Origin of the sequence: Latilactobacillus sp. VITA-14 (assembly GCF_046580785.1) — a bacterium.
Classification (GTDB): domain Bacteria; phylum Bacillota; class Bacilli; order Lactobacillales; family Lactobacillaceae; genus Latilactobacillus; species Latilactobacillus curvatus.
This window is the reverse complement of sequence record NZ_JBJKTM010000004.1, coordinates 1642-25436: the sequence shown is the minus strand read 5'-3', so window position 1 is coordinate 25436 and position 23795 is coordinate 1642. Positions and strand designations below refer to the sequence as shown.

22 protein-coding genes and 1 rRNA gene (1 of these 23 running past the window's edge) are annotated in these 23795 nt (G+C 42.8%); 15 read left to right on the top strand and 8 right to left on the bottom strand.

Annotated elements, in window-relative coordinates; translation table 11 throughout:
• Nucleotides 1–144 precede the first annotated feature (144 nt).
• Entirely contained in the window at nt 145–1146 is a 1002-nt protein-coding gene (ccpA, locus tag ACF1X7_RS02780; RefSeq protein ID WP_004270523.1) for a catabolite control protein A, read from the top strand.
• A 184-nt stretch (nt 1147–1330) separates the two neighbouring features.
• Here the strand turns inward: ccpA and ACF1X7_RS02775 are convergent, their stop codons facing one another.
• On the bottom strand, nt 1331–4030 hold the full coding sequence (locus tag ACF1X7_RS02775; protein WP_411162413.1) for a transglycosylase domain-containing protein: 2700 nt from the start codon (nt 4028–4030) through the stop codon (nt 1331–1333).
• A gap of 355 nt (nt 4031–4385) precedes the next feature.
• On the opposite strand from ACF1X7_RS02775, the gene ACF1X7_RS02770 reads away from it, so the two are divergent.
• Nucleotides 4386–5093, top strand: coding sequence for a glucosamine-6-phosphate deaminase (locus ACF1X7_RS02770; RefSeq protein ID WP_069468415.1), 708 nt, complete (start codon nt 4386–4388; stop codon nt 5091–5093).
• A gap of 295 nt (nt 5094–5388) precedes the next feature.
• Here the strand turns inward: ACF1X7_RS02770 and ACF1X7_RS02765 are convergent, their stop codons facing one another.
• Together ACF1X7_RS02765 and ACF1X7_RS02760 are read right to left on the bottom strand one after the other, a co-directional pair.
• Nucleotides 5389–6093: a DUF4811 domain-containing protein gene (locus ACF1X7_RS02765; protein WP_089542335.1), complete on the bottom strand. Its 705-nt coding sequence runs from the start codon at nt 6091–6093 to the stop codon at nt 5389–5391.
• Complete coding sequence (locus ACF1X7_RS02760) at nt 6090–7565, bottom strand: MDR family MFS transporter (RefSeq protein WP_411162412.1); 1476 nt, start codon at nt 7563–7565, stop codon at nt 6090–6092. Before ACF1X7_RS02760 ends, ACF1X7_RS02765 begins: the two co-directional genes overlap by 4 nt.
• 155 nt (nt 7566–7720) lie before the next feature.
• Here ACF1X7_RS02760 and ACF1X7_RS02755 point away from each other — a divergent pair, with 155 nt between their 5' ends.
• On the top strand, nt 7721–8155 hold the full coding sequence (locus ACF1X7_RS02755; RefSeq protein WP_004270507.1) for a MerR family transcriptional regulator: 435 nt from the start codon (nt 7721–7723) through the stop codon (nt 8153–8155).
• 287 nt (nt 8156–8442) lie between these two features.
• Here ACF1X7_RS02755 and pepV read toward each other — a convergent pair whose 3' ends face one another.
• From pepV to ACF1X7_RS02735, 4 genes are all read right to left on the bottom strand, one after another.
• Nucleotides 8443–9846, bottom strand: a complete 1404-nt coding sequence (pepV, locus tag ACF1X7_RS02750; protein WP_004270506.1) for a dipeptidase PepV — start codon at nt 9844–9846, stop codon at nt 8443–8445.
• Nucleotides 9847–9995: 149 nt separating this feature from the next.
• Nucleotides 9996–12080, bottom strand: coding sequence for a heavy metal translocating P-type ATPase (locus ACF1X7_RS02745; RefSeq protein WP_411162411.1), 2085 nt, complete (start codon nt 12078–12080; stop codon nt 9996–9998).
• Nucleotides 12081–12270: 190 nt separating this feature from the next.
• Entirely contained in the window at nt 12271–12603 is a 333-nt protein-coding gene (locus tag ACF1X7_RS02740) for an ArsR/SmtB family transcription factor (RefSeq protein WP_004270504.1), read from the bottom strand.
• A 14-nt stretch (nt 12604–12617) separates the two neighbouring features.
• The gene (locus ACF1X7_RS02735; protein ID WP_039099269.1) at nt 12618–14012 is read right to left on the bottom strand and encodes a glycerophosphodiester phosphodiesterase; all 1395 of its coding nucleotides are present in this window, start codon (nt 14010–14012) and stop codon (nt 12618–12620) included.
• 291 nt (nt 14013–14303) lie between these two features.
• Between ACF1X7_RS02735 and ACF1X7_RS02730 the strand changes: the two genes are divergently transcribed.
• The 7 genes from ACF1X7_RS02730 to ACF1X7_RS02700 all read left to right on the top strand — a co-directional run bounded on the left by ACF1X7_RS02730 (nt 14304) and on the right by ACF1X7_RS02700 (nt 19450).
• Nucleotides 14304–14618, top strand: a complete 315-nt coding sequence (locus ACF1X7_RS02730) for a hypothetical protein (RefSeq protein ID WP_004270514.1) — start codon at nt 14304–14306, stop codon at nt 14616–14618.
• A 12-nt stretch (nt 14619–14630) separates the two neighbouring features.
• Nucleotides 14631–15242, top strand: a complete 612-nt coding sequence (locus ACF1X7_RS02725) for a metallophosphoesterase (RefSeq protein ID WP_039099270.1) — start codon at nt 14631–14633, stop codon at nt 15240–15242.
• An 18-nt stretch (nt 15243–15260) separates the two neighbouring features.
• Entirely contained in the window at nt 15261–16640 is a 1380-nt protein-coding gene (locus tag ACF1X7_RS02720) for a bifunctional metallophosphatase/5'-nucleotidase (protein ID WP_004270527.1), read from the top strand.
• 18 nt (nt 16641–16658) lie between these two features.
• Complete coding sequence (locus ACF1X7_RS02715) at nt 16659–17264, top strand: YutD family protein (RefSeq protein ID WP_052202757.1); 606 nt, start codon at nt 16659–16661, stop codon at nt 17262–17264.
• Nucleotides 17265–17287: 23 nt separating this feature from the next.
• Nucleotides 17288–18073, top strand: a complete 786-nt coding sequence (locus ACF1X7_RS02710; RefSeq protein WP_004270522.1) for a TIGR01457 family HAD-type hydrolase — start codon at nt 17288–17290, stop codon at nt 18071–18073.
• Nucleotides 18061–18693: a TIGR01906 family membrane protein gene (locus ACF1X7_RS02705; protein ID WP_004270510.1), complete on the top strand. Its 633-nt coding sequence runs from the start codon at nt 18061–18063 to the stop codon at nt 18691–18693. The genes ACF1X7_RS02710 and ACF1X7_RS02705 overlap by 13 nt, the downstream gene beginning before the upstream one ends.
• 109 nt (nt 18694–18802) lie before the next feature.
• Nucleotides 18803–19450: a VTT domain-containing protein gene (locus ACF1X7_RS02700; protein ID WP_039099271.1), complete on the top strand. Its 648-nt coding sequence runs from the start codon at nt 18803–18805 to the stop codon at nt 19448–19450.
• A 296-nt stretch (nt 19451–19746) separates the two neighbouring features.
• Here ACF1X7_RS02700 and ACF1X7_RS02695 read toward each other — a convergent pair whose 3' ends face one another.
• Nucleotides 19747–20733, bottom strand: coding sequence for an NAD(P)/FAD-dependent oxidoreductase (locus ACF1X7_RS02695; RefSeq protein WP_039099272.1), 987 nt, complete (start codon nt 20731–20733; stop codon nt 19747–19749).
• Between the two features lie 166 nt (nt 20734–20899).
• Between ACF1X7_RS02695 and ACF1X7_RS02690 the strand changes: the two genes are divergently transcribed.
• From ACF1X7_RS02690 to ACF1X7_RS02670, 5 genes are all read left to right on the top strand, one after another.
• A complete protein-coding gene (locus tag ACF1X7_RS02690; protein ID WP_039099273.1) occupies nt 20900–21484 on the top strand; it encodes a peptidylprolyl isomerase in 585 nt (194 codons plus the stop codon).
• Between the two features lie 23 nt (nt 21485–21507).
• A complete protein-coding gene (locus tag ACF1X7_RS02685) occupies nt 21508–22371 on the top strand; it encodes an ROK family protein (protein ID WP_004270509.1) in 864 nt (287 codons plus the stop codon).
• A gap of 141 nt (nt 22372–22512) precedes the next feature.
• On the top strand, nt 22513–22893 hold the full coding sequence (locus tag ACF1X7_RS02680) for a CvfD/Ygs/GSP13 family RNA-binding post-transcriptional regulator (protein ID WP_004270515.1): 381 nt from the start codon (nt 22513–22515) through the stop codon (nt 22891–22893).
• Entirely contained in the window at nt 22890–23276 is a 387-nt protein-coding gene (locus tag ACF1X7_RS02675; protein ID WP_064776930.1) for a hypothetical protein, read from the top strand. Before ACF1X7_RS02680 ends, ACF1X7_RS02675 begins: the two co-directional genes overlap by 4 nt.
• 389 nt (nt 23277–23665) lie before the next feature.
• Nucleotides 23666–23795, top strand: a 16S ribosomal RNA gene (locus ACF1X7_RS02670) (it continues 1219 nt past the right edge of the window).

Here is a 23795-nt window from a genome sequence, read left to right as displayed (position 1 = left end):
GAAAACAAAAATGTAAATTTCATGAAAATTAGTGTAAACCGCTTGCATTTGCTTTAAATCTCTGTTAAATTAATCAAGAAGTAAAATGAAAACTGCTGAAAATATAATCTGTTTTATTTTACAAATGAAAGGAATCATTTAATCATGGAAAAACAAACAATTACAATTTATGACGTTGCGCGCGAAGCCGACGTTTCAATGGCAACTGTCTCACGAGTTGTCAATGGTAACCCGAATGTGAAACCCGCAACACGTAAGAAGGTTCTTGAAGTTATTAACCGTCTTGACTACCGTCCAAATGCGGTGGCCCGTGGATTAGCAAGCAAGAAGACAACAACGGTTGGGGTCATCATTCCCGACGTTAGTGACATCTATTTTGCATCACTTGCTCGTGGGATTGACGATGTTGCGACAATGTACAAGTACAACATTATTTTGGCTAACTCAGATGAAAACAACCAAAAGGAAGTTCAAGTGTTGAATACCTTATTGGCAAAACAAGTTGACGGTTTAATCTACATGGGCCACAGTATTTCAGACGAAATCCGCGCTGAATTCTCACGTTCAAAGACACCAATCGTGTTAGCTGGTTCAATTGATCCAGACGAACAAGTGGGTAGTGTTAACATCGATTACGTTGCCGCTGTTAAAGATGCAACTTTGAAGTTAATCAAAAATGGTCATGACAAAGTGGCGTTCGTTTGTGGTAGCTTGAAATTCCCAATTAACAGCAAGTATCGTTTATGCGGTTACAAGGATGCCTTGAATGAAGCAGGCATTGCTTATGACGAAAGTTTAATTTTTGAAACAGAATACAGCTACAGTGCTGGTGAAGCATTGTTCAGCAAAATCAAAGCAACTGGGGCAACAGCTGCTGTTGTCAGTGATGACGAATTGGCAGTTGGTGTCTTGAACGGGGCAGTTGATGCCGGCGTTCAAATCCCAGCTGAATTCGAAGTTGTGACAAGTAACAACACGAAGTTAACTGAAATGGTACGTCCTAAGATGACGTCAATCTCACAACCATTGTATGATATGGGTGCCGTAGCAATGCGGCTTTTAACAAAGATGATGAACAAAGAAGACGTAAACGACAAGACAATCCTATTGCCATACAGTATCGTAGCAAGAGAATCAACAAAATAGAGTGCTATTGGTTGCGGTCAGTAATTGAGCATTAATAAAAAAATCCCGTTAATCCAGGTTTTAGGATTAACGGGATTTTTAGATTAAGCGGAAGTTGTTGCAAACAAGAGCACGTTTCCACCAATCAAAAAAGGCCTCAGTTCCAAACGATTTTAAATCGTTAGAACTGAGGCCTTTTTTTAGTTTAGTTCGTTGTCTCTGTATCTGTTGGATTGGTATTCGCTGTATAATTCGTACCGGTTGTAGTGCCAGTCGTAGCAGCAGTACCAGTCGTAGCAGCAGTACCAGTTGTGTTTGCTGTGTAATTATTTGTCGTTGTTGCTGCGGTGCCACTGCGACGACTACTGTAGCCACTAGTTGGATTTAATTCATCAGCGGTGCTATAGGTAATTGAACCATAGCCGTTGTTATAACCTAAATAGTGGTTCCAGAAAGTTTCGTAGTTCCGGGCAGAACCGCCAATCCCGAATTCATAGCTAGTTGCTTTTGGCGTCCAGTTGTTATAAAGCGAGGTGACGGTTGAACCGTTCAAGTTCTGTGAGCTGCCGTTGATTGAAACCGTGCCAGGTAATTGACCAGTTAATTTCAAGACTTTGCTGCTTGTGACCGTACTTGGCTTTTCATGATCATCTTCCAAACGCATGAGGCTTGGGTTGATCTGATAAACGCTGTTGGCCAATTTTGACCAGTATCTTTCATTAATCTGGCTTGAGTTGTCAGTTAAGTTACGACCAGTACTGTCATAACCCATCCATGAAGCGAGGGTGATCCCAGGGGTACTCCCGATAAACCAGATATCGCGGTTATCATTTGAAGTCCCGGTTTTCCCAACTAAGTTGTTGGTATTAAAGTAGAGTTGATCGTAAATTGAAGTAGCAGTCCCATCTGTTAAAACGCCGGCTAACATTTGGTTCATGATGTACGACGTTGCTTTTGAAAAGACGCGTTTCTTCTTAGCGTGATGTTGGTAAACGGCATTACCGGCGGGATCCGTAATCTTTTCAATCACGTAGGCGTCGGTATGTTCACCTTGATCCGCGAAGGTTGAAAATGCACTGGCCTGTTCTAAGACGCTGACCCCATCACTGGTCCCACCAAGTGAAATCCCCAGTTGACTGTATTCATCAGCGGTGAGGTTGATGCCCATCTTACTCATGTACTTAGAAGGATCTGTTGTGTTCTTCAAAGCGTTATAAAGGTTAACGGTTGGAATATTCAATGACTGGGCTAACGCTTCGTCAGCTGGAATGAATTTGTTCTGGATCGTGCCACCGTAATCGGTTGGTGCGTAATCCTTGAAGTTGGTCTTGAAATCGGCCAACATCGTTTTAGAACCAATCAGTTTCTGATCGATTGCCGGACCATAGACTAACAATGGCTTGATAGTTGAACCAGGAGAACGTTTGGTCAACATGTAGTTTGTTTGTTTGAGTGAGAAATCACGTCCGCCGACAAAAGAAATCACTTTCCCAGTGCGGTTATCTAACAAGACGCTCCCGTTTTGAACAGGGGACGAAACGGTCTTTTGTAACCCCGTTTCTTCGTCAGTAACGGTATCGGTATAAGTCCGTCCGAATGTTGCGCCCTGTTGGTGAACAACCCCTTGCATGGCATCGTAAATTTCTTGATCGATAGTACTGTGAATTTGATAGCCTTTAGTGCTGAGTAATTCAGTTGCTTGTGTTTCATATTGTTTGTAGAGATTTGGATCTTTGTTGAGTTTGGCAGTTGAAACATTGGCTTCTTTAGCTAACTGTTTGGCCATAATATCAGTTGCTTGTGTTTCAAGTAAGTTATAAACATAGCCATAACTCTTCGTTGTTTCGGCTGGATCGGCTTTTGGTTGGAATTCTTTGGTTAAGTCGACTTTCTTAGCGGCTTTGTATTCAGCCTTTGTAATGCGATCGTCACGATACATCCGGAATAACACGGTATTTTTACGATCTAGACCATATTTTAAGTATTCAGGATTTTTAAGGGTGCCGTCTTGATCATATGGTGTATAGACGGAAGGACTCTGTGGCAGACCAGCAATGTAGGCAGCCTCGGCTAGAGAAAGATCCTTAGCATTTTTGCCGAATAGGCCCAATGCTGCTTCTTGAACACCAGCGATATTTTGTCCTTTATTGTTACGGCCAAGAGTGGCAACGTTTAAGTAGTCTTGTAAGATTTCTTTTTTAGTGAAATACTTATCGACCCGCAAGGCGAGCAAGACTTCGGTTGCTTTCCGTTTAAAGGTTACTTGGGAGGTTAAAACCTGCATCTTAATCAATTGTTGCGTTAAAGTCGAGCCACCGGTTTGTGAACCAAACCCAGTGACATCGGAAATAACGGCCCGCAAGAGTGCTTTGGGGACAACCCCATCGTGTTTATAGAAATCCTCATCTTCGGTTGCAACAATCGCATCCTTTAGATAAGGGGACATCTCATTGATGTTGATGGGAGTCCGAATTAAGTCGGTTTTGATTGCGCCGAACTTATTGTTCTTGGCAAAGTATAAACCGGCTGCTTGATCGGTATTATCAAGTTGTTGCTTTAGCACTTGATAACTAGGAATTGGTTCGGATTTCATTAACGCAGCAAAATAGCCCGCGCCAATTCCAGCAGCGAGCGCCATACAGATTAAGCCAATTGAGATCCCATAGAGAAAGATACTCTTAATGGCTTCAAAGAAGACGTTAATCTTAAAAGAGAGTGGTGATTGGCTCAACTCTTGGATGTAGGCTCTTTTTTGTTCCTTAGTTGGTTGTGCAGAACGTTTATCGGGTAAATGGAGCAAATGTGCGAGTCTGTCTTTAGCAGATGTCAATAGCGTTGAGACCTTTTGTCTGCTCGACTGGAGCAGTGCTCGCCATCGACTGGAACGGTGCTTTGGATCATTCAAATAATAACGCCACCTTTTTTCTCATACTGTTCCATATTATATAATAGTTCAGCGCATTATCATACCCGATTTCGGATTTGTAAGACAAATGAAAAATATCCAGAAATGCACGGCAATCAATGAATATAGTGCAATTGGTTAACCAATTTGAATCAGCAGACACAAAAAGGGGGGCGTTTGCTAGCGATTAAAAGTAAGCTTTTAACGAAATGCCGTGAAAACGCTAAACGTTAGGTATACCAATTATTTAGCGCATTTTTAGCGTCAAAAGGCTTGCAATTGAAATTTTAGCCGTTTATAATTGGACTATACCAATGAATGACTTGAATTTTTAAATGATGAGGAGATAATCATGATGAAAATTATTAAAGTGAAAGATCAAGTAGAAGGCGGCCAAAAAAGCTTTGAAATCTTCAAAGAAGGTTTAGCAAACAACGCTAAAGTATTCGGTTTGGCAACTGGTAGTTCACCAATTAAATTCTACGAAACATTAGTGGCTAGCGACTTAGATTTCATAGGTTGCACATCCGTGAACTTGGACGAATATGTTGGCTTATCAGCTGATGACGACCAAAGTTACCACTATTTCATGAAGAAGAACTTATTCGACAAGAAACCATTTACTAAATCATACTTACCAAACGGCTTAGCAAGCGACATTTCTGCTGAATTAAAACGCTATGACCAAGTGATTGCTGATAACCCAGTTGATATCCAAATCTTAGGGATCGGCCAAAACGGTCACATCGGCTTCAATGAACCCGGTACTGCGTTTGACAGCAATACACAAGAAGTGCAATTAACAGAATCAACAATCAAAGCTAACGCACGTTTCTTCGAAAATGAAGCAGATGTACCAACAAAAGCAATCTCAATGGGGATTGGCTCAATCTTAAAAGCTAAGAAAATCGTCTTGTTCGCATATGGCAAATCAAAAGCTGAAGCCATCAAAGGCACAGTAGAAGGCCCACAAACAACAGACGTCCCAGCAAGTGCATTACAACTACACGACGACGTGACAATCATCGTAGACGAAGCAGCAGCAAGCTTGTTAAGCAAATAGAGTGCGACAGCAGGCGGTTATGCTCTGAGGATTAGTGGCATATCGTGAATGAGCGGCAAAGCCGATCGTTTTCGATATGTAACTAACCGGAAGAGTATGCCTGATGGAGCCCGTTTCAAAACAGAGTGCGTAGCCAGCCGGGTATATCCCGAGGATTAACACAGGATGGCGAATGATTGCGTCAGCAATCGTTTGACATTCAGGGTTAACCGCAAGGATATGGATGACGGAGCACATTTCCACCACAAAAAAATCCCCCACATCAAATCACGATGTGGGGGATTTTTTGATTGCATTATTTCAATGTTGCCATCACTTTAGCCATTGCGGCTTGTTGATAGGCGATTGCTGCTTTTTTAGCAACCGCTTGTTGTTGATCAGCAGTCATTGCTGGATTGGCTTGCATAGCAGCCATCACAGCTTGTTTACCGGCATTTTCTGCGCCAGTTTTAAGTTGTGCTTGTTGACCTTTTAATGTTTTAGCGAGTTGTTTAGCTTGAACATCACTTAGAACGAACCAGCCTTTAGCAACCTTAAATGTGTTGTGACGACTTACGAATTCGTGGTCGTTACTAGAAATTCCGAACCAGAATTTAGCCGTATTATTTTGATAAACGCGGTATTTGGTGGTTGTCACTAAGACTGCTTTATCAGCATTTTTTTGAACACTGTTGGTTGTCTTTTCAGTTTGGGTTGCTTTGGGTTTACTTTGGTTGGCATCGGTCCGATAAAGATAGACTTTTTCAGTGCCGTTACCAAGTGGGTGATAGAGAAGCATTGACATGCCCTTCGCATCTGCGCTTGAAACGAGCGTGTGCGTCTTAGTTTCGGTCACAGTTTTCATTCCGTAATGATTGTGATCATTTTGGACGATGAAAACGAGTGAAGCGATAAATGTGAGTCCAAAGATGGTCATTAAGATTGGTCGCCACATCTTTTGACCGAAAATCGATGAAAAGAATAATGCGAGTGTGCTGATAACGAGTGTAATGACGATCATGCCTTGGCACCTCCATTAATCGTAGATTTCTTTGAAGAGAGGAAGAATGTGATGATGAAGCCAATCACACAGAAAATCACAGCAACGATGAAGGCTGCGTGATAACCAGAAAGGGTGGCATCAATCATCTTATCGCGGAAGGCCAATGGTAATGTCTTGACCATGTGTGTGCTTGGCATATTGCCTTTTGTAACACTAGAAAGCACACTGATTAAGATGGCTGTCCCGATTGAGCTGGCAACTTGGCGGAAAGTATTATTAACAGCTGTCCCATGACTAATTAAGTTCATTGGTAAAGCGTTCATTCCGGAAGTTGTGACAGGCATCATCACCATTGAAATCCCAAACATCCGGATAGCGTATAACACAACGATGTAGATGATTGGGGTAGTAGCTGTTAGGAAGATGAATGGCGCAGTTGCAGCCATCAATAAGAACATCCCGGTCATTGCTAAGCGTTTGGCACCATATTTATCAAAAATACGGCCCGTAATTGGCATCATAATCCCCATCATGAGGGAACCAGCTAATAACGTTAAGCCTGAATGGAAGGCAGATTCGCCACGAATGTTTTGAATGTATAGTGGCAAGACCATTTCGGCACCGACCATCGCCATGTTCGTCACACCACTTAAAATAGCGGCAATTGTGAAGACAGGTGATTTGAAAACGCGGAGTTCCAAGAATGGGTTTTCCATCGTGAGTTGGCGCCAGATGAATAAAGTAATTACCACAACGCCAATTGCTAAGGTTGTGAGAACGAGCGCATCGCCCCAGCCTTTATCGCCAACTTCTGAGAAGCCATAAAGCAAGCTCCCGAAGCCGACAGTTGATAAAATAATTGAAGGGACATCAATTTTAGGTTTTGAAAGTTGAATAACACTCTTCATTTGGAAACTAGCGAGGACTAAGACGAGAATCACGATTGGAATAATCATGCCGAATAAAACACGCCAGTTGTATGAATCGATAATCCAGCCTGAAAGGGTAGGCCCTAAAGCAGGTGCCAGGCCGATAACAATCCCGGCCATCCCCATGGCTGTTCCCCGTTTTTCAGGTGGGAAGATGGTGAGCATAATGGTTTGCAAAATGGGCATTGAAATCCCAACACCAGCAGCTTGAACAAGCCGGCCGATTAATAGAGTTGCAAATGAGCTCGTTGGTGCGATGTAACAGATAATAGTCCCGATTAAGAAGACAGTCATTGCTGACATGTAGAGGACTTTTGAATTGAATCGGTTAATTAACCAAGCACTAATGGGGATCATAATCCCGTTGACTAGTAAGAAACCGGTTGTGAGCCATTGAACGGCTGAGGTGGACACATCGAATGCTTTCATTAATGTGGGGAAAGCAGTTGATAAAATCGTCTGGTTCAAGACGGTACAGAAAGTACCAATCAATAAGACCAAGACTAAGACTGTCCGATTATATGGTTTCCCATGAATATCTAATGGTCTAGCGTCTGACAAGATAAAAATCTCCTTTGTGTGTTTTTGTTGATGCGATTTATTAGTTTAGACGCATTTGGTATCTTTGTCAAGTGAGTTGACAAAGGTGTTATTTAACTTGACAATCCCAATAGATTATCTATAATGAAAAATAATAATAGGAATGGAGTGGGGACTTGCAAAAAGACCTTTTTTTAAAGTTAATAGATACGGATCGATTGATTTTTGGGATTAGTGAAGTTTGTAAAATGGCGGGGGTTACACCGCGTCAACTCCGCTACTGGGAGCAAAAAGGATACATTAAAGCGCGTGAATTGGATGGCAATAAGGCCCGCGAGTACGACGCGCAAACAATGATTAAGGCGATCTTTATCAAGCATTTCTTAGATGAAGGCTACACGCTAGGGGTTGCTGTACAGAAAATTCAAAAACACATGGATAACATGAAGGTTGTTCGTTCGATAATTCGGGAACATTTTGAGGGGATTGAAGAGATTGATGGCGAAATGGCTGTTAATCTCGGTTACTTCGATGAAACAAAGCAACAAATCTTATACGCAATTGTCAAAGATGGGCATTCAACGTTTAAGCTGATGCCTGCTGATAAATGAAGGCAATCAAAAAAACGGTCCAAAGCGATTAAGCTTTGGACCGTTTTTGATTGCTAAATGTGTTCTATCAGCCATATCCTTCCGGTTAACCCTGAGCCGCAAACGATTGCTACGCAATCATTCACAACTTTGTATTAATCCTCGGTGGATACCCGACTTACGTCACACTCTAAACGTGTTTCAGCAGGCATATTTCTGCGCTTAACCAAATTTGCAAAATCAGCGATTGCATCGCCAATTCGTCAAATCCAGTTAATGCTCGAAATATAAGCGCCTGCTTACGCACTCTATCTTGTTAATCTGTAAATTGCATCTGCATAGATTGCAATGGCATTCATGATATCTTCAATGTGCATATATTCATTTGCTTGATGCATCACATTTTCGCGTTCTTCTGGTAAGGCACCGAAAGCAACACCACGTTCTAAGATACGACCATATGTGCCGCCACCGATAACTTGTTCGTGACCTTTAAGACCAGTTTGTTCTTCGAAGACGCTTAATAATGTTGCAACCAATGGATCGTCACCAGGCACGTAATGTGGTTCTTGTGCATGACCGTCAATTGTTACGTCAGCAAGATCACTAAGTGTGTTTGCTAAACCGTCGCGTGTGCTTTCAGCAGTCACACCTTTAGGATAACGGACGTTCAAGAGCACTGTTGCTACACCATCTTGTGTGTAGTTGAAGACTGCAGGACATGCTGTTAAGTCGCCCATCACATCATCTGTGTGGTTGATGTTTAAGAGGTGCCCACGTGAATCTTCGTGCATTAAGCGGGCAATTGTTCCGATGTAGTTGCCACCTTTAGTATCTAAGGCAAAGTCAGCTAAGAAAGTTGCCAAGTGTGTTGCAGCATTTACGCCGGCTTTTGGTTCTTGAGCATGTGAACCTTTACCGATTAAGTCGATGATTGTTTGGTCACCGTCAGTTGTGATTGTCCCTTGTAACTTGTGGTCGGCAACATAGGCGTCAAACTTAGCTTGGAAATCAGCTGGCATTGCACCCGTTAAGATGGCTTTAGCTGTTTGTGGCACCATGTTGGCGCGTAAACCAGATTTGAAGCTAACCAATGTCATATCGCCATCAGCACCGTCAACTGGTTTGAAAGTCATGAGGTATGACACAATCCCTTTTTCACCATTGATGATTGGGAAGTTTGCATCTGGCGAAATTGCAAAGTCAGGTTTTGGTTCAACTTCGAGGTAACGGTTGATCCCAACCCATTCACTTTCTTCGTCAGTCCCAACGATAAAGTGCACTTTTTTGTTTAATTCGATACCGTTGTCTTTTAATAATTTCAAAGCATAATATGCTGCGATTGAAGGCCCCTTATCATCTGATGAACCGCGGGCATAAATCTTACCGTCTTTGATCACTGGTTCAAATGGGTTTGTTTCCCAACCGTCACCGGCAGGCACAACGTCCATATGACCTAAAATCCCGAATATTTCGTCGCCACTACCGAGTTCAATGCGACCTGCAACGTTTTCAACATTCTTTGTTGTAAAACCGTCGCGGTCAGCGATTGCTAAGAATTGTAGCAAGGCATCGCGGGGGCCAGGGCCAAGTGGTGCGTCGTCTTCTTTATGGTCAACGTCGCGCGCACTATTAATCTTGAGTAAACTTGTTAAGTCAGCAAGCATTTGATCCTTATACTTTGCTGCTTCTTGTTGCCAATTCAATGTCATTGCAGTCCCAGCTTTCATTGTTAAATTTTAACCAAAAAACGGTTAATTAATTATTAATCTATTCACATTTTAGCATATTATTACAGATTTAAAAAGCGCTTGCCATTAAAAAATAAAAGGTTCACAAAGTCTCCATGAACCCTTTAAGGTTAGTGCTTCTTTAAAATCCGAAGTGCGTTTAAAATCGCGATTAACGTTACCCCGACATCGGCGAAAACGGCTTCCCACATTGTGGCAATTCCAAAGGCGCCTAATAATAAGAAGATGCCTTTGACCACTAATGCGAAAATGATGTTTTGCCAAACGATGCGGCGGGTGTACTTGGCGATCGAAATCGCAGTTGCTAATTTTGTCGGTTCATCGGACATCAAGACGATATCGGCAGCTTCAATAGCGGCGTCAGAACCTAACCCGCCCATAGCAACGCCCACGTCGGCACGGGCTAAAACGGGCGTGTCGTTGATTCCGTCACCAACAAAGACGATTTTTCCGTTGGTAGCGCGGTCTTCTGTGAGTTTGGCGACGGCGGCCACTTTATCTTGCGGCAGAAGTTCGCTTTGATACTTATCGATACCTAAGACGGCGCTGACTTGTTGCGCAACGGGTTGGTTATCGCCAGTCAACATAATTATTTGATGAATCCCGGCGTATTTTAGCTGCGCGACAGCCGTTTGTGCATCTGGTTTGACGGTGTCCGCAATGACGATATACCCCAAGTAGCGGTTGTTGTAAGCAACATGGACACTGGTGCCCACTTCACTAGGTGTGAGTGTTGCGATGCCACTGGCTTGTAACCAACTAGCCTTACCAGCTTGTAAAAGTTGTCCGTTGAGTTGCCCGCTAATCCCGTGACCAGCGGTTTCTTGGACGTCAGATAACGTCTTTGTGAGTGGCGTTTGGTTAGCTGCTAAAATCGATTGACCAATTGGATGGGTCGAGTGTTGTTCGACAAGGGCAGCTAGTGCTAAAAGTTCATCAGGTTGTTGATCGACCGAATGAACGGTGGTGACGCTGAAACTACCTTGGGTCAATGTCCCAGTCTTGTCGAAAACAACGGTTTGGACATCGTTTAAAGCTTCGAGATAATTACTCCCTTTAACCAGGATGCCGTTTTTAGAAGCCATTCCAATCCCAGCGAAAAAGCCGAGTGGAATTGAAATGACGAGGGCACATGGACAAGAAATCACTAAGAAAATCAATGCCCGATAGAGCCAATCGCCAAATGGAGCACCGAATAAAAGGGGCGGTACAATGGCCATGGTGGCTGCAATGCCGACAACAATTGGTGTGTAGACTTTTGCAAACCGCGTGATGAAGTTTTCAGTAGGCGCTTTTTGACTGCTTGCATTTTCGACAAGGTCTAAAATCTTAGCGATGGTTGAATCAGCATAAGGTTTCGTGACTTCAAGCGTTAATAAACCTGATTGGTTAATCGTCCCACTGAGTAGTTCATCACCAGGATGAAAGGCGCGAGGAACAGATTCACCGGTAATAGCTGAGGTGTCCACGTAACTGTCGCCGGTAGTAATCACACCGTCGAGCGGGACTTTTTCCCCTGGTTTCACCACGATGTGTTCGCCAACCTGAATTGCTTCGGGTGCAACAACTTCGGTGGTGCCATCAGCCGCTAACCGATTGGCGATGGTTGGTTTAATTGCCACTAAGTTAGCAATTGAGCGCCGGGAATGATTAACCGCTAATGATTGGAAATATTCACCAACTTGATAGAATAACATGACACCAACGGCTTCGGCATATTGTCCGATTCCAAAGGCCCCAATGGTTGCAATTGACATTAAGAAATGCTCATCGAACCATTCGCCGTGGAGAATATTTTTGATTGCGGTCCAGACGATATCGTAGCCGATGACTACAAAGGCAGCTAGGAGCAACGTGGTTTTAGCTGGCGCGCTTAGAGGGACAAGATAAGAAATCGCCAAGCCTAAAGAGCTGACGAGAATTCGGATGAGATCATAATTAATCGCATGTTTTGCGGGGGATGGTTCTGGGGTTGGTGATTGTTGAATCCCCACATCTGGTTCAATGGTTGGCAAAAGAGTAGCGAGTTGTTGTTCGAATTCCGTAACAGCTTCTTGGCCGGTGAGTTCATAGTTTAATTTTTGAGTGGTGAAATTGACGGAGCAACTTTTAACGTTGGCCATCTTGTTAACGTTCTTTTCAATTTTAGTAGCACATGCGGCACAATCGATGCCGGTTAATTGAAGTTGTGCCATGTTATTTAGGCCTCCTTGTTGAGTGAAAAGCTAAATCGTAATCTTTACTAAATAAACAAACATATGAGCATATATTCATATGTTGACTATAAGATACCACCAAACACGATAGAATGCAATCGAGATGATGGGTTTGGGACATTAAAAAAAGCACCGACCAAAGTGAATTTGATCGGTGCCAATAGGATCCTTAGTGTTCGTTGACGTGGGCGATAACTTGCGAAAAAATATTGATGACATGGTTGTCAGCTAATGAATAGAAAACTTCCTTGCCTTCTTTACGACTTTTTACCAGTTTCGCTTGCTTGAGTGCACGTAATTGATGTGAAATTGAGGATTGCGACATCTCTAACACACTGACAATATCGCTCACCCGCAATTCGGATTGAAAGAGGGCGTACAAGATTTTAGCGCGTGTTTTATCGCCTAGTATTTTAAAAAGAATTGAGATGTGATCAAGTGTTTCTTCCTTTGGAAGAGTATTTTGGACGGAACGAATCAATTGTTCATAATCGGATGTCATAAAAGGTGACCTCGTTAGAATTTAATGGTAGTTAGTTGTAGAGAACGGGCAAACTGGTTAAACAGTTGCGCGTCGACTGGTGGTTGTTGGGGCAATTGCAGTGGCAGTGCTGGGTTAATCAGTAAGTTGGTTGGCCGCAATTGTTGGGGAATTTCACGGTAAAAGTGGGTTACCATCAGCGATTGGTTTGGGTTGAAGTCGATTAATGCTTGGCGACTCTTGAACCAACCACTAGCGACTTTCAACCAGACTTGATTACCAACATAGCGCACTCCTAAAATTTGCTGTTGTGAATTGGCACTAAGATAACCGGTTGTCTGGGTGGGGTGTAGCGGATTATTCCAAGTAGCGACAATGTTCGCAGTTGGTTTAATCTGCGCCGTTTTACCCACCAATAAAGCAGCGGCTTTCGCTGTTTCACCGACGTTGATGCTGTCGCTGAGGACAAAGCGGTTAGTGCCAATGCGGTAGTAAGTTTGATCGGCAATTGTAACGGCTTCGGTGATGTTGTAGATATGGCCCGCTTTAGCCGGCTTTTTATTGAGGGTTGGTTCATATGGATTTTCAACGGTGGGGAGGTCTTGAACGTCATTGACTTGCCCAATTGTGTCGATGGCTTCACTTTCTGCTTGATCCTGTGCGGCCTGATAGTGGCGTCCCAGTGCCGGATAGTTCGTGACCACGCCGTCGACATTTAGGTTGACTAACCAGTTCCAAGTCGCTTGGTTTTCAGACATCTCATTCCAGACATATACTTTTTGATGGAGATAATGGAGCTGTTTAATGATGGTTGGGGTGACGAGGGATGATGAGATGTTAATCCCGTCGGCGTATTTAAAACTCTCGAATGAAATCCGCTGTAAACTGCCAACGATAAAAATGCGGGGAATCTCTGGCATTAAACGTTGCATGTTTTGCAGACTAGCGAGGGAAAAGGAATGGACCATAACGCGGTCTTGCATGTGATATTGTTGAATCAGCGCCACGAGTTTTGCTTCCATGTCCTGCGGATTTCCCTTTTTGGTTTTCTTGGTTTCGATGAGGAATTTCGCATTTGGGTTGTTTTGATAGTGCTCAAATAATTGATCGACGCTGTGTGGTGGTTCCCCGTTACTCATTTTGAGTTCACTGAGCTTGGCAAAAGTATTTTGCGAAACAATCGCATCGGTCCCCGTGACGCGTTGTAAGTTACGGTCGTGGGAGATGACTAAGACGCCATCTTGAGATTCGTGTAAATCGAGTTCGACATAGTTAGCGCCTTGCGAAAAGGCCATGTCGATACTTTGAAATGTTTCTTCGGGTGCGTTGATGGGGTCGCCACGATGAGCGACAACGGTAAAACCGGTTAAAAACCAGAAACAAAGGCTTGTTAATACTAAAAGCCCCCATCGTGAATGTTGCTGTGACAAATCAATGGCCTCCTCAATTGATAAAAACTACTCTTTTTAAGATACCATTATTCCTTTCAAATGCCTACGGTTGTTACAGAACTTTAAAGAAACGGATAAATAAATTAAAAATAACAATTGACAACGCTTACATTAGGCGGTATATTATGTTTGTAAGGTACTTATGCAATTACCTTTTTATCAATTCTCTTTCTCTCTTATGCCAACCACTATCTGCGGGTAGTGGTTTTTTTGTGTACATATTGGTAGAATAAACGTAACTGAAATCGGATTAGAATAGGAAGTAACACAATGGCGGAGAAGTACCAAACATTTGATATTATTGAAGAAATTACGCGCTTAGATGGCACAACGTATTATGAATTGGCTAACATCTTTATGAATGGGCGTGCCGAACTAGCGGCTAACCGGGGATTTATTAAGCAAGTCCGGATTTTACAACTCAACATTCCGCATTCGAATGCGGTCCAAACTTACGAAGCTTACATTAATGAACGTTACACAATGCCTGCGGTTGATTTTGACCACTGGGAAGAATGGGAAAAAGAAGACGGCGCAGTTGCGCAAGCCTTTCAGGAGATTTTAAAAGCAAATCATATTGGTTAGGTGGGATTGTGAATGATTTATTTCACAGCGGATACGCATTTTTTTCACGCCGAATTATTAGGTAATAATGATTTTGCGCCGCGTCCGTTTAAAGATGTAGCTACGATGAATGCAACGATTATTGCTAACTGGAATCAACGGGTGCAAGCTGACGACCAGGTTTATTTGTTGGGTGACGTCGCAATGGTGCCCAATAAGCCGAGTGCTTTTGCTGAAGTCGCTGCTGTGTTAGAGCAGTTGAATGGGCAGCTGATTATTATTAAAGGTAATCATGATAACCGTGCTTTTTTGAAATATTTGGCGAAACATGATGCGGGATTATCAGCTGGCAAGGCGCATTATCAATTTGCTGATGTCGGTGAGCTAATTAAGATCAATCACCATCAGTATTTTTTAACCCACTATCCGTTATTATTGGGAAAGGTCCAACAGACGTTCAACTTGCACGGACATATTCATCATTATATGTTGCCGATTGCAGAGAATATCAATGTCGGGATTGATGCACCAGAGCGCGAATTATTACCTGAACGGGTGCCGTTTGGAACACCCCTTGCGGCAAATGAGATTGAAATCATTTTTGAACGCAAACAAGCCGCGCTGGCAAACCCCAGCCACGACTAGCTGAAGGGAGTAAGCAAAATGGAAACAATTCATATTTTACACACGAATGACTTACATTCACATTTTGAAAATTGGCCCAGAATGCGGCGCTTCCTCTTAGAACATCAAGCAGCATACCGAAAACAAGGGGATACGGTCTTGACCTTCGACATCGGGGATGCAATGGATCGTAGTCATCCATTGACTGAAGCAACGAATGGTCAGATTAATACCGAGTTACTCAATCAAATTGGGTATGACGGAGTAACGATTGGAAACAATGAAGGAATCGGTAATAGTCATGCTGATCTGGAACATTTGTATGATAAGGCGAATTTCCCGGTATTACTGGCTAATCTGTATGAACAAGCAACAAACGAAAGGCCAGCATTTGCGCAATCTTACCGACTAATGACGACCGATGCTGGAACGCGGGTAGCAATTATTGCCTTGACCGCACCATTTTTCTTAACTTATCGGCCGAATGGTTGGGAACCGACGACTGTCAGTGAAGAGTTGCCGCGGCAATTAGCGGCGATTGAAGGTCAATATGACATCTTAATCGTCCTATCACATCTTGGGATTACGACTGATAAGTGGCTGGCGGAACAATTCCCTGAGATTGATGTCGTCTGTGGTGCGCACACGCATCATCTTTTAGAAGAGGGGCTGCTGGTTAATCAAACCTTATTGACGGCTGCCGAGAAGTACGGTCATTACCTTGGTGATATCACGCTTGAACTGGATGATCAGCACCATGTGATGCATAAAAGTGCTCGGACGGTTTTAACCGCGGATTTACCAGTTGTGAAGACTGACGCAGCAGAAATTGAAGGCTACCTGAAAAAGGGGCACGCACAATTAGCCGCCGAGCATGTTGCCAAGTTGCCACACGCTTTTAAAATCAACGCAATTGGTGAATCAGAAATGATGACGACCGGTTTAAAGGCAATTGAAGAAGCGACCAGCACTGAAGCTGCCGTATTGAATACTGGCTTGTTCTTGCAAGATTTGCAGGCTGGGATTGTTACTAAAGATGATTTGCAAACTCAATTACCGCATCCAATGCATCTGATTAAAGTGACGCTCAAAGGGTATGATTTGTGGCGGATGGTGCTTGAAATGGAGAAAAACCGGCTCTTTTTACGCAAGTTTCCTATTAAAGGGATGAGTTTCCGTGGTAAAATCTTTGGAGACATCGTTTATGACGGGATAGCGGTTGATATGAAATTGCGGCGCGTCTTTTGGCATGGGCAAGAAATTGATCCAGAAGCCAGCTATACGTTGACGACCGTCGATCATTATCTATTCATTCCATTCTTTCCAACAATTGAGATTGTTGGCGAGACCGAGATCGTGTTCCCTGATTTTCTCAGAGACGCGGTCGCTAAATATTTAAGTAAACATTATCCCTTATAAGGGAAGAGGAGGTTCGCTGTGGCGGATACGAAAAACAGTCCCAAGATTGCCAAGAAAGTGACCAAGGCGATTGAAAAAGAAATGATCGCTTCAGCCAAACAACCGGAAGTGCCACAACACGTTGTCATGAAGACTGAAACCACGCTTGAGATTGATAAATGTGCTTATGAAGTCGTTGTGAACTATCGTGAAGGCTTCGACGCTGAAAAGTTGAACGAACGCTATAATGAAGTGTTGGCTAAGTACGATTATATTGTGGCTGACTGGGGCTTTGAACAACTGCGTTTGAAGGGCTTTTACAAAGCAACCAACAAACGCGCTAATAAAGATCAATTAATCAATACGTTACAAGATTATCTATACGAATACTGCAACTTTGGTTGTGCCTACTTTGTTTTGGAACGTCAAGGCAAGCCAATCATTAAGAATGAGAATCGGCGGAGTAATCGCCAACGTGGTCAGCAACGGCGTCGGCGTCAAAAGCCAGGTTTTACAGAACGGAAAGTCACCGATAACAAGCAAAAAGTGACTAAAGAACGCCCTCAAAAGGCGGTAACCGAGAATCAAAAATCAGTTAATAAGCGTCATTTTAAGATCCGTCCTTTGGAACACAATAAAAAGTAAAACGTAATTGGAGTTAGACAACTATGACAAACACAGATTATGCAGGGTATTTAATTGATTTAGACGGCACCGTGTATCGCGGCCGTGATCGGATGCCAGAAGCCAAAGATTTCATTGAACGCCTACAAGCAAAACAAATTCCGTTCATGTTTTTGACGAACAACACTACGAAATCACCAGCTGCTGTGATTCAGAATTTGGCGGATAACCATGACATTCATGCGACAGTTGACCAAGTGTATACCCCTTCTTTGGCAACGGCGCGCTATCTATTGAATTTAAACGGTGGTACAGCGAATGGCAAAACGGTCTACGTGATTGGAGAACTCGGTTTGAAGCAGGCTCTATCAGATGCCGGTTTTAGAACCAATGAATTCGATCCAGACTACGTGGTAGTTGGTTTGGATTATGATGTGACTTATCACAAGTTTGAATTAGCAACGTTAGCGATTAAGCGCGGTGCATTATTCATCGGCACCAATGCGGATACGAATTTACCAAACGAACGCGGGCTAGTGCCAGGTGCTGGTTCAGTGATTGCGATGGTTGAACGGGCAACGCAACAAAGTGCACTTTATATCGGTAAGCCTGAAAAAATCATTATGGAAATGGCCTTAGAGCAATTCGGCTTGACGAAGGAACAAGTGGTGATGGTTGGCGATAACTACAATACAGATATCAAGGCTGGCTTGAATGCAGGGATGGATACGTTGTTAGTTTACACTGGTGTTTCAACGCCAGAGGATGTGGCAAAAGAAGCCTTGCAACCAACGCATATCATTAACGACTTAACCGAATGGGACGTTTAAAGCGGGTTAGAAGTACCACTAGTTGGGCGGCGTTGTATTTGGCGTTAGTCAGCAGTGCGATTTTAATAACGTTATTGTTAAGCTGGGCACTTTATCCGCTAGTGAGTCACTACCTCGATCTAGCGAGTCAACGGGAATTAACGCAACCGCGGCTGATGATGAACTTTAACCGGTTAATGGGCTACTTACTTGTGCCATGGCAACCACGCTTACAACTACCTGACTTTCCAATGTCATTGGATGGTCGGCAACATTTTGTTGAAGTGAAACGCTTGTTTGGTTTAGCAGTAGTTATTTGGCTAGTAACGATTGGAGCGGCGATTCAGCATTGGCGGAGTCGGCGCAAGACCAATCGGGTTTGGCAATACGTCCGCCCAATGCAAGTTGCTCTTGTGGTGCCACCCATATTAGGGTTTATTGCTAGTATGAATTTCGATCGGTTTTTCATTACGTTCCACGAATTATTGTTTCGCAATCTGAACTGGCAGTTTGATCCAATCACTGATCCGATTATCTTAGTGTTACCGGAAGTCTATTTTGGCCTTTGTTTTGCACTCTTCTTCATTTTGTTAGAGGGTAGTTTTGCTTGGCTGTTATGGCGCGGTAAACGTGCGCTATAACGTTTGGCTTTTTATTAAGAAAATGCAAAAGTGATTGCTTTGATGCATGGATTCGGTATCCTAATAAGGGATATATTTTTAAATTGAAAAAGAGTATAGGAGAAATCGCATGACGCAGTTAATTGATTTTGTTTTGCATATTGATGCCCACCTGGTCAATATTGTTAATCAGTTCGGCAACTGGACCTATGTCATCTTGTTTGCCATTATCTTTGTTGAAACCGGGGCGGTTATCTTACCGTTTCTACCGGGGGACTCGCTTTTATTTGCCGCTGCTGCTTTGGCAGCCCGGACTGATAATGACTTGAATGTCTGGCTGTTTGCTGCCTTGTTCTTAATCGCCTCAATTGCGGGTGATTCATTGAATGAACAAATTGGCCAACGGGTCGGTTTAGCCGCCACGAAGAATCGGTTCTTCGGCAAGTTTATCAATACCGAGAAAATTGAAGAGGCGCAGGTCTTCTTTGATAAGTATGGTGGTAAAACCATTGCAATTGGCCGTTTCATGCCGATTATTAGAACATTCGTCCCATTTGTTGCCGGTGGGAGCCAGATGGCCTTCATGAAGTTCTTCCGGTACGACGTGATTGGGAGTATCTTGTGGGTGACACTCTGTTGCGGAGCTGGTTACTTCTTCGGAAACATTGTTGTTGTGCGTGAACATTTCTCACTCGTTGTGTTAGGGATTATCGGGGTCTCATTGATTCCGATGGTTATCACAGCGGTTAAGAGTCAAATGAAAAAAAATAATGCTTAATAGCATACTAAAAAGCACTGCATCAACGGTTAAAACGTTGATGCAGTGCTTTTTTAAAACGTGCTTTAGCTAGCAACTTCTTCCGTTTAGCCACGGTTTGCAAACGGTCGGCTGTGCGGCTCATTCACTAACCGATGCTATACTCAGAAGCTAACCGCTAGTTAAAGCACTCTTATCGAAACGTGCTCCATAAGCCACCTTCTTCCGGTTAGCTACGGCCAGTAAATCATCGACTGCGTCGCTAATTTACTGGACTAGGCTAATCCTCAGAAGGTAATCGGGCATATTGCGCACTCTTACATAATGGACGTGCTGTGTAGTGGTTGGCGTTTTTCTGGGTAGAGATTCGTTAGTAACTCAGTCACAGCCATTGGTGCTTCACCAAATCCGCTGGCAATTAACTTCACTTTACCAGGGTAGGTAGCAATATCGCCGATCGCATAGATGTTCGGGATGTTCGTCTCGAGTTGTTGGTTAACAGCGACTTGATGGTGGTCCAATGTTAATCCCCAATCACGGAGAATTCGAGTATCAGAGATAAACCCATAGTTAACAAGGAGTTTGTCAATTGTTAGCTGCTCTTGATCGGTTGATTTCATCTTATTTAAAGTTAATGCGAGTTGTTGGTTCATTTCGGTCAAACTATCGATTAAAAACGGCGTCTTAATTTGGACAGTTGATTGTTTGAGTGCTTCAACGCTACTTTCAAGCCCGCGGAATTGATCCCGACGGTGAATTAAATAGACTTGTTTAGCCACTTTTTCGAGCATTAGTGCCCATTCAATGGCCGAATCACCACCGCCAGCAACGGCAACGGTTTGATCTTTGAACTGCGCCATTTCTTTTGCGAAGTAGTGAATATAGTGATTTTCCCATTCTGGATCGTAATCGACAGCAAGTTTCCGCGGTGTGAAAGCCCCGTTCCCAACGGCAATGACGATGCCTTTGGTGCGTGTCGTGCCCTTCGTTGTTTTAAGAACGAAAGTCCCATCTTCTTGGGGTTCGATACCTTGCACAGCAGTGGATAATTGCAAGGTTGGTTGGAAAAGTGCCAGCTGTTCAATTAAGTTTTCGGTGAGCTGTGCACCAGAGATACCACTGAAACCAGCGACATCATAGATTTGCTTTTCTGGATAGAGTGTTGCGACTTGACCACCGAGTTCGGGGAGACTTTCGATAATCTGAACATCGGCCTTGCGCATACCAGCATAATAGGCAGCAAACATTCCGACAGGACCGCCGCCAATAATGGTGATATCAAAGAGATGATTTGAATCAAGCATGAGATAACTTCCTTAATAGTAGATTTCTTAAATCCTTAATAGTAGATTTCTTAAATTAGTATACTAGAAAAAAATAAGGAAAGCATGTTTAATGAAATAATCGTAGTAATTTATGAAGCAATTCGCTATCATAATGATTGTGAGTCAAAACAAGGAGGACGATTAAATGACATATCCACAATTAGACCTTGCAAACTTTGCAGGGCCAACAGCTACTTTTGACACAAACCGTGGCGAATTTACAGTAGCACTTTTCCAAGACCAAGCACCTAAGACAGTAGAAAACTTTATCGGCTTAGCTGAAAAAGATTACTATGACGGTGTGATTTTCCACCGGGTCATCAACGATTTCATGATTCAAGGTGGCGATCCAACCGGTACTGGGATGGGTGGCGAAAGTCTCTGGGGCCAACCTTTCGAAGATGAATTCAACCAAGAAGTCTTTAACTTAAATGGTGCATTATCAATGGCTAATGCTGGTCCTAATACGAACGGCAGCCAATTCTTCATCGTAACAAACGAACATATCAACCAAAACATGTTGTCACAAATGCCAGGTGCTGGTTACCCAGAAGAAGTCATTACGGCTTATGAAAAGGGGGGTACACCTTGGTTAGATTTTAAACATACTGTATTTGGTCACGTCTTGAGTGGGATGGACGTTGTTAATAAGATCAACGCTACAGAAACAGGAATGCAAGACAAACCAGTTGAAGAAGTTATCATCAATCACATTACGATTAATCATTAATTTTAATTGAAGAGGTGTTTTAGATGCTAGTAGGTGGAATTGAAGCAGGGGGCACGAAGTTTGTCTGTGCCGTAACAGATGGAAAAAATGGGATACAAGAACGAATTAGTATGCCAACCGAGACGCCGGAACAAACGATGCCACGGTTATTTGAATATTTTGATCAATTCGATCATTTAGATGCCATTGGTTTGGCATCGTTTGGCCCAATTGATGTTAACCCGAAATCAAAAACATATGGCTCAATCATCGATACACCCAAAGCAGGGTGGGAACACTATGATATCTTAGGAGCAATGAAAGCTCATTATCCTGATACCCAGTTTGCCTTTACAACGGATGTGAATGCCGCAGCCTATGGTGAATTGAAGATGGGCGCTGCTGATGGACTTGATAGTTGTGTTTACTTAACTGTCGGGACGGGGATTGGTGGCGGTGTTGTTGAACACGGTCAGATTTTACAAGGTTACAGCCATCCTGAAATCGGCCACATGTTAATTCGGCAACAACCAGAAGATTCATACGAAGGGACATGTCCTTATCACCACAATTGTTTGGAAGGCTTAGCAGCTGGTCCAGCAATCGAACGCCGTTGGGGCAAGAAAGGCCACTTATTGCCGGCTGATCATCAAGCATGGCAAATGGAAGCTGACTATTTAGCTCAAGCCTGTGTAAATATTGCTTTAATGCTATCGCCAGAACGAATTGTCTTCGGTGGTGGGGTGTCGAAACAAGCCCAACTATTCCCAATGATTCGTGAATCCTTTAAACGTCAAATGGCAGGTTATGTGCAAACGCCTGACCTTGATGACTACATCGTGCATGTTGCATTAGGGGATGACGCTGGGATTACTGGGGCACTTTTACTAGCAGCTGATCAACTTTAGTTAAATGAGAACCTGAGGGATGTTTCCTCAGGTTCTTTTTACATATTATAGAAGGAATTGTATAAAAGGTCTTAGCCGATAGCTTGCCTTTTACTAACTGGAAGGCTTAAAATAGATAGGAATATTGAAATGGAGGAAAATATGGGTTATCGAATTGGACAAAAGATTACAGGTACTGTAACAGGCATTCAACCATATGGTGTATTTGTTTCATTAGATGCAACGGTCCAAGGCTTAATCCACATCTCAGAATGTGGTCATGGTTTTGTTAAAGCGTTAGATGAACAGTTTAAAGTCGGTCAAGTGTTAGATGTATTAGTGTTAGATATCGATGAATACACACATAAGATTAGTTTGTCGTTACGTGCGCTACATAAAGCACAAGATTTAGCACCACAGCGTGCTAAGAAACACTATTGGACAAATCGCCGGATTCATATTGGGTTTGCGCCCATTGCAGAACGATTACCAAGATGGACTGAAGAAGCGATAGAAGACTTGAATAAGGGTGAGAATGTATGAGTGCTAAAGTAGCTGGAACGATTATGTATAAGACAGAGCAAGGACAATATGATTTTTTGGTCCAACCACAAGTTGATGCTTCTTATAAGATGCTGGTGACCAATAAGCAAGATGATCAAACACCACTTGCTGCTGTATTAATTGCAATCCAAGCACAGCTAAATATTGATGTTAACGAATTGAGATTGATCAATTTAGCGAATATTAATCTTGAAGGTGAGAACGTTTCGTTCTTTGTCTTTCAGTGGGGAGCTCATGAGACTGATTTTTATACCGAACAATTGAGAATAATTAGTGAAGCCGGTTTTCGATTCGCGAACCCTAGTGAGTTCACGGATTTACTGGATAAGTTAGAAGTCACGAGTGTCCCGCACTTGAATTAGTTCGGACAATCGGTGAATATCTATTCAACAATGTACGCTTTTGAAACTTTTTATATTTTTATTCAAAAAAAAGTAAACAATCGCTTGACGATGTCTTGGATTATTGGTATAGTATTCTATGTTGTCAGCGAGAGAAAAGCTCATTGCTAACGAAATAACGGGTCAAGCGAGATTGAATAAATATTCAAAAAATATTTATAAAAAACGCTTGACAGTGTTCGTTAGAAATGATATATTAATTAAGCTGTTTCAACACAGTAGATCTTTGAAAACTGAACAAAGTTTCGACAAACCAAATGTGTAGGGTCGCCCTTCGGGGCACAAAATATATTTGCAAAGTCAATTTCGCTAGCAAATAAATTAAGTAACAAAACAAGAGCTACAAACTTTTAATCGAGAGTTTGATCCTGGCTCAGGACGAACGCTGGCGGCGTGCCTAATACATGCAAGTCGAACGCACTCTCGTTAGATTGCAAAACAATGAATTAAATAAACGATCGCTTTAACTGAAACGTTTAT

What these genes read in the sequence shown, in the direction of transcription:
- ccpA (WP_004270523.1), top strand. Translation starts at nt 145, where the DNA reads ATGGAAAAACAAACAATTACAATTTATGACGTTGCGCGCGAAGCCGAC.
- ACF1X7_RS02770 (WP_069468415.1), top strand. Translation starts at nt 4,386, where the DNA reads ATGAAAATTATTAAAGTGAAAGATCAAGTAGAAGGCGGCCAAAAAAGC.
- ACF1X7_RS02765 (WP_089542335.1), bottom strand. Translation starts at nt 6,093, where the DNA reads ATGATCGTCATTACACTCGTTATCAGCACACTCGCATTATTCTTTTCA.
- pepV (WP_004270506.1), bottom strand. Translation starts at nt 9,846, where the DNA reads ATGACATTGAATTGGCAACAAGAAGCAGCAAAGTATAAGGATCAAATG.
- ACF1X7_RS02745 (WP_411162411.1), bottom strand. Translation starts at nt 12,080, where the DNA reads ATGGCACAACTTCAATTAACCGGCATCGATTGTGCCGCATGTGCTACT.
- ACF1X7_RS02740 (WP_004270504.1), bottom strand. Translation starts at nt 12,603, where the DNA reads ATGACATCCGATTATGAACAATTGATTCGTTCCGTCCAAAATACTCTT.
- ACF1X7_RS02730 (WP_004270514.1), top strand. Translation starts at nt 14,304, where the DNA reads ATGGCGGAGAAGTACCAAACATTTGATATTATTGAAGAAATTACGCGC.
- ACF1X7_RS02725 (WP_039099270.1), top strand. Translation starts at nt 14,631, where the DNA reads ATGATTTATTTCACAGCGGATACGCATTTTTTTCACGCCGAATTATTA.
- ACF1X7_RS02720 (WP_004270527.1), top strand. Translation starts at nt 15,261, where the DNA reads ATGGAAACAATTCATATTTTACACACGAATGACTTACATTCACATTTT.
- ACF1X7_RS02710 (WP_004270522.1), top strand. Translation starts at nt 17,288, where the DNA reads ATGACAAACACAGATTATGCAGGGTATTTAATTGATTTAGACGGCACC.
- ACF1X7_RS02705 (WP_004270510.1), top strand. Translation starts at nt 18,061, where the DNA reads ATGGGACGTTTAAAGCGGGTTAGAAGTACCACTAGTTGGGCGGCGTTG.
- ACF1X7_RS02700 (WP_039099271.1), top strand. Translation starts at nt 18,803, where the DNA reads ATGACGCAGTTAATTGATTTTGTTTTGCATATTGATGCCCACCTGGTC.
- ACF1X7_RS02695 (WP_039099272.1), bottom strand. Translation starts at nt 20,733, where the DNA reads ATGCTTGATTCAAATCATCTCTTTGATATCACCATTATTGGCGGCGGT.
- ACF1X7_RS02690 (WP_039099273.1), top strand. Translation starts at nt 20,900, where the DNA reads ATGACATATCCACAATTAGACCTTGCAAACTTTGCAGGGCCAACAGCT.
- ACF1X7_RS02685 (WP_004270509.1), top strand. Translation starts at nt 21,508, where the DNA reads ATGCTAGTAGGTGGAATTGAAGCAGGGGGCACGAAGTTTGTCTGTGCC.
- ACF1X7_RS02680 (WP_004270515.1), top strand. Translation starts at nt 22,513, where the DNA reads ATGGGTTATCGAATTGGACAAAAGATTACAGGTACTGTAACAGGCATT.
- ACF1X7_RS02675 (WP_064776930.1), top strand. Translation starts at nt 22,890, where the DNA reads ATGAGTGCTAAAGTAGCTGGAACGATTATGTATAAGACAGAGCAAGGA.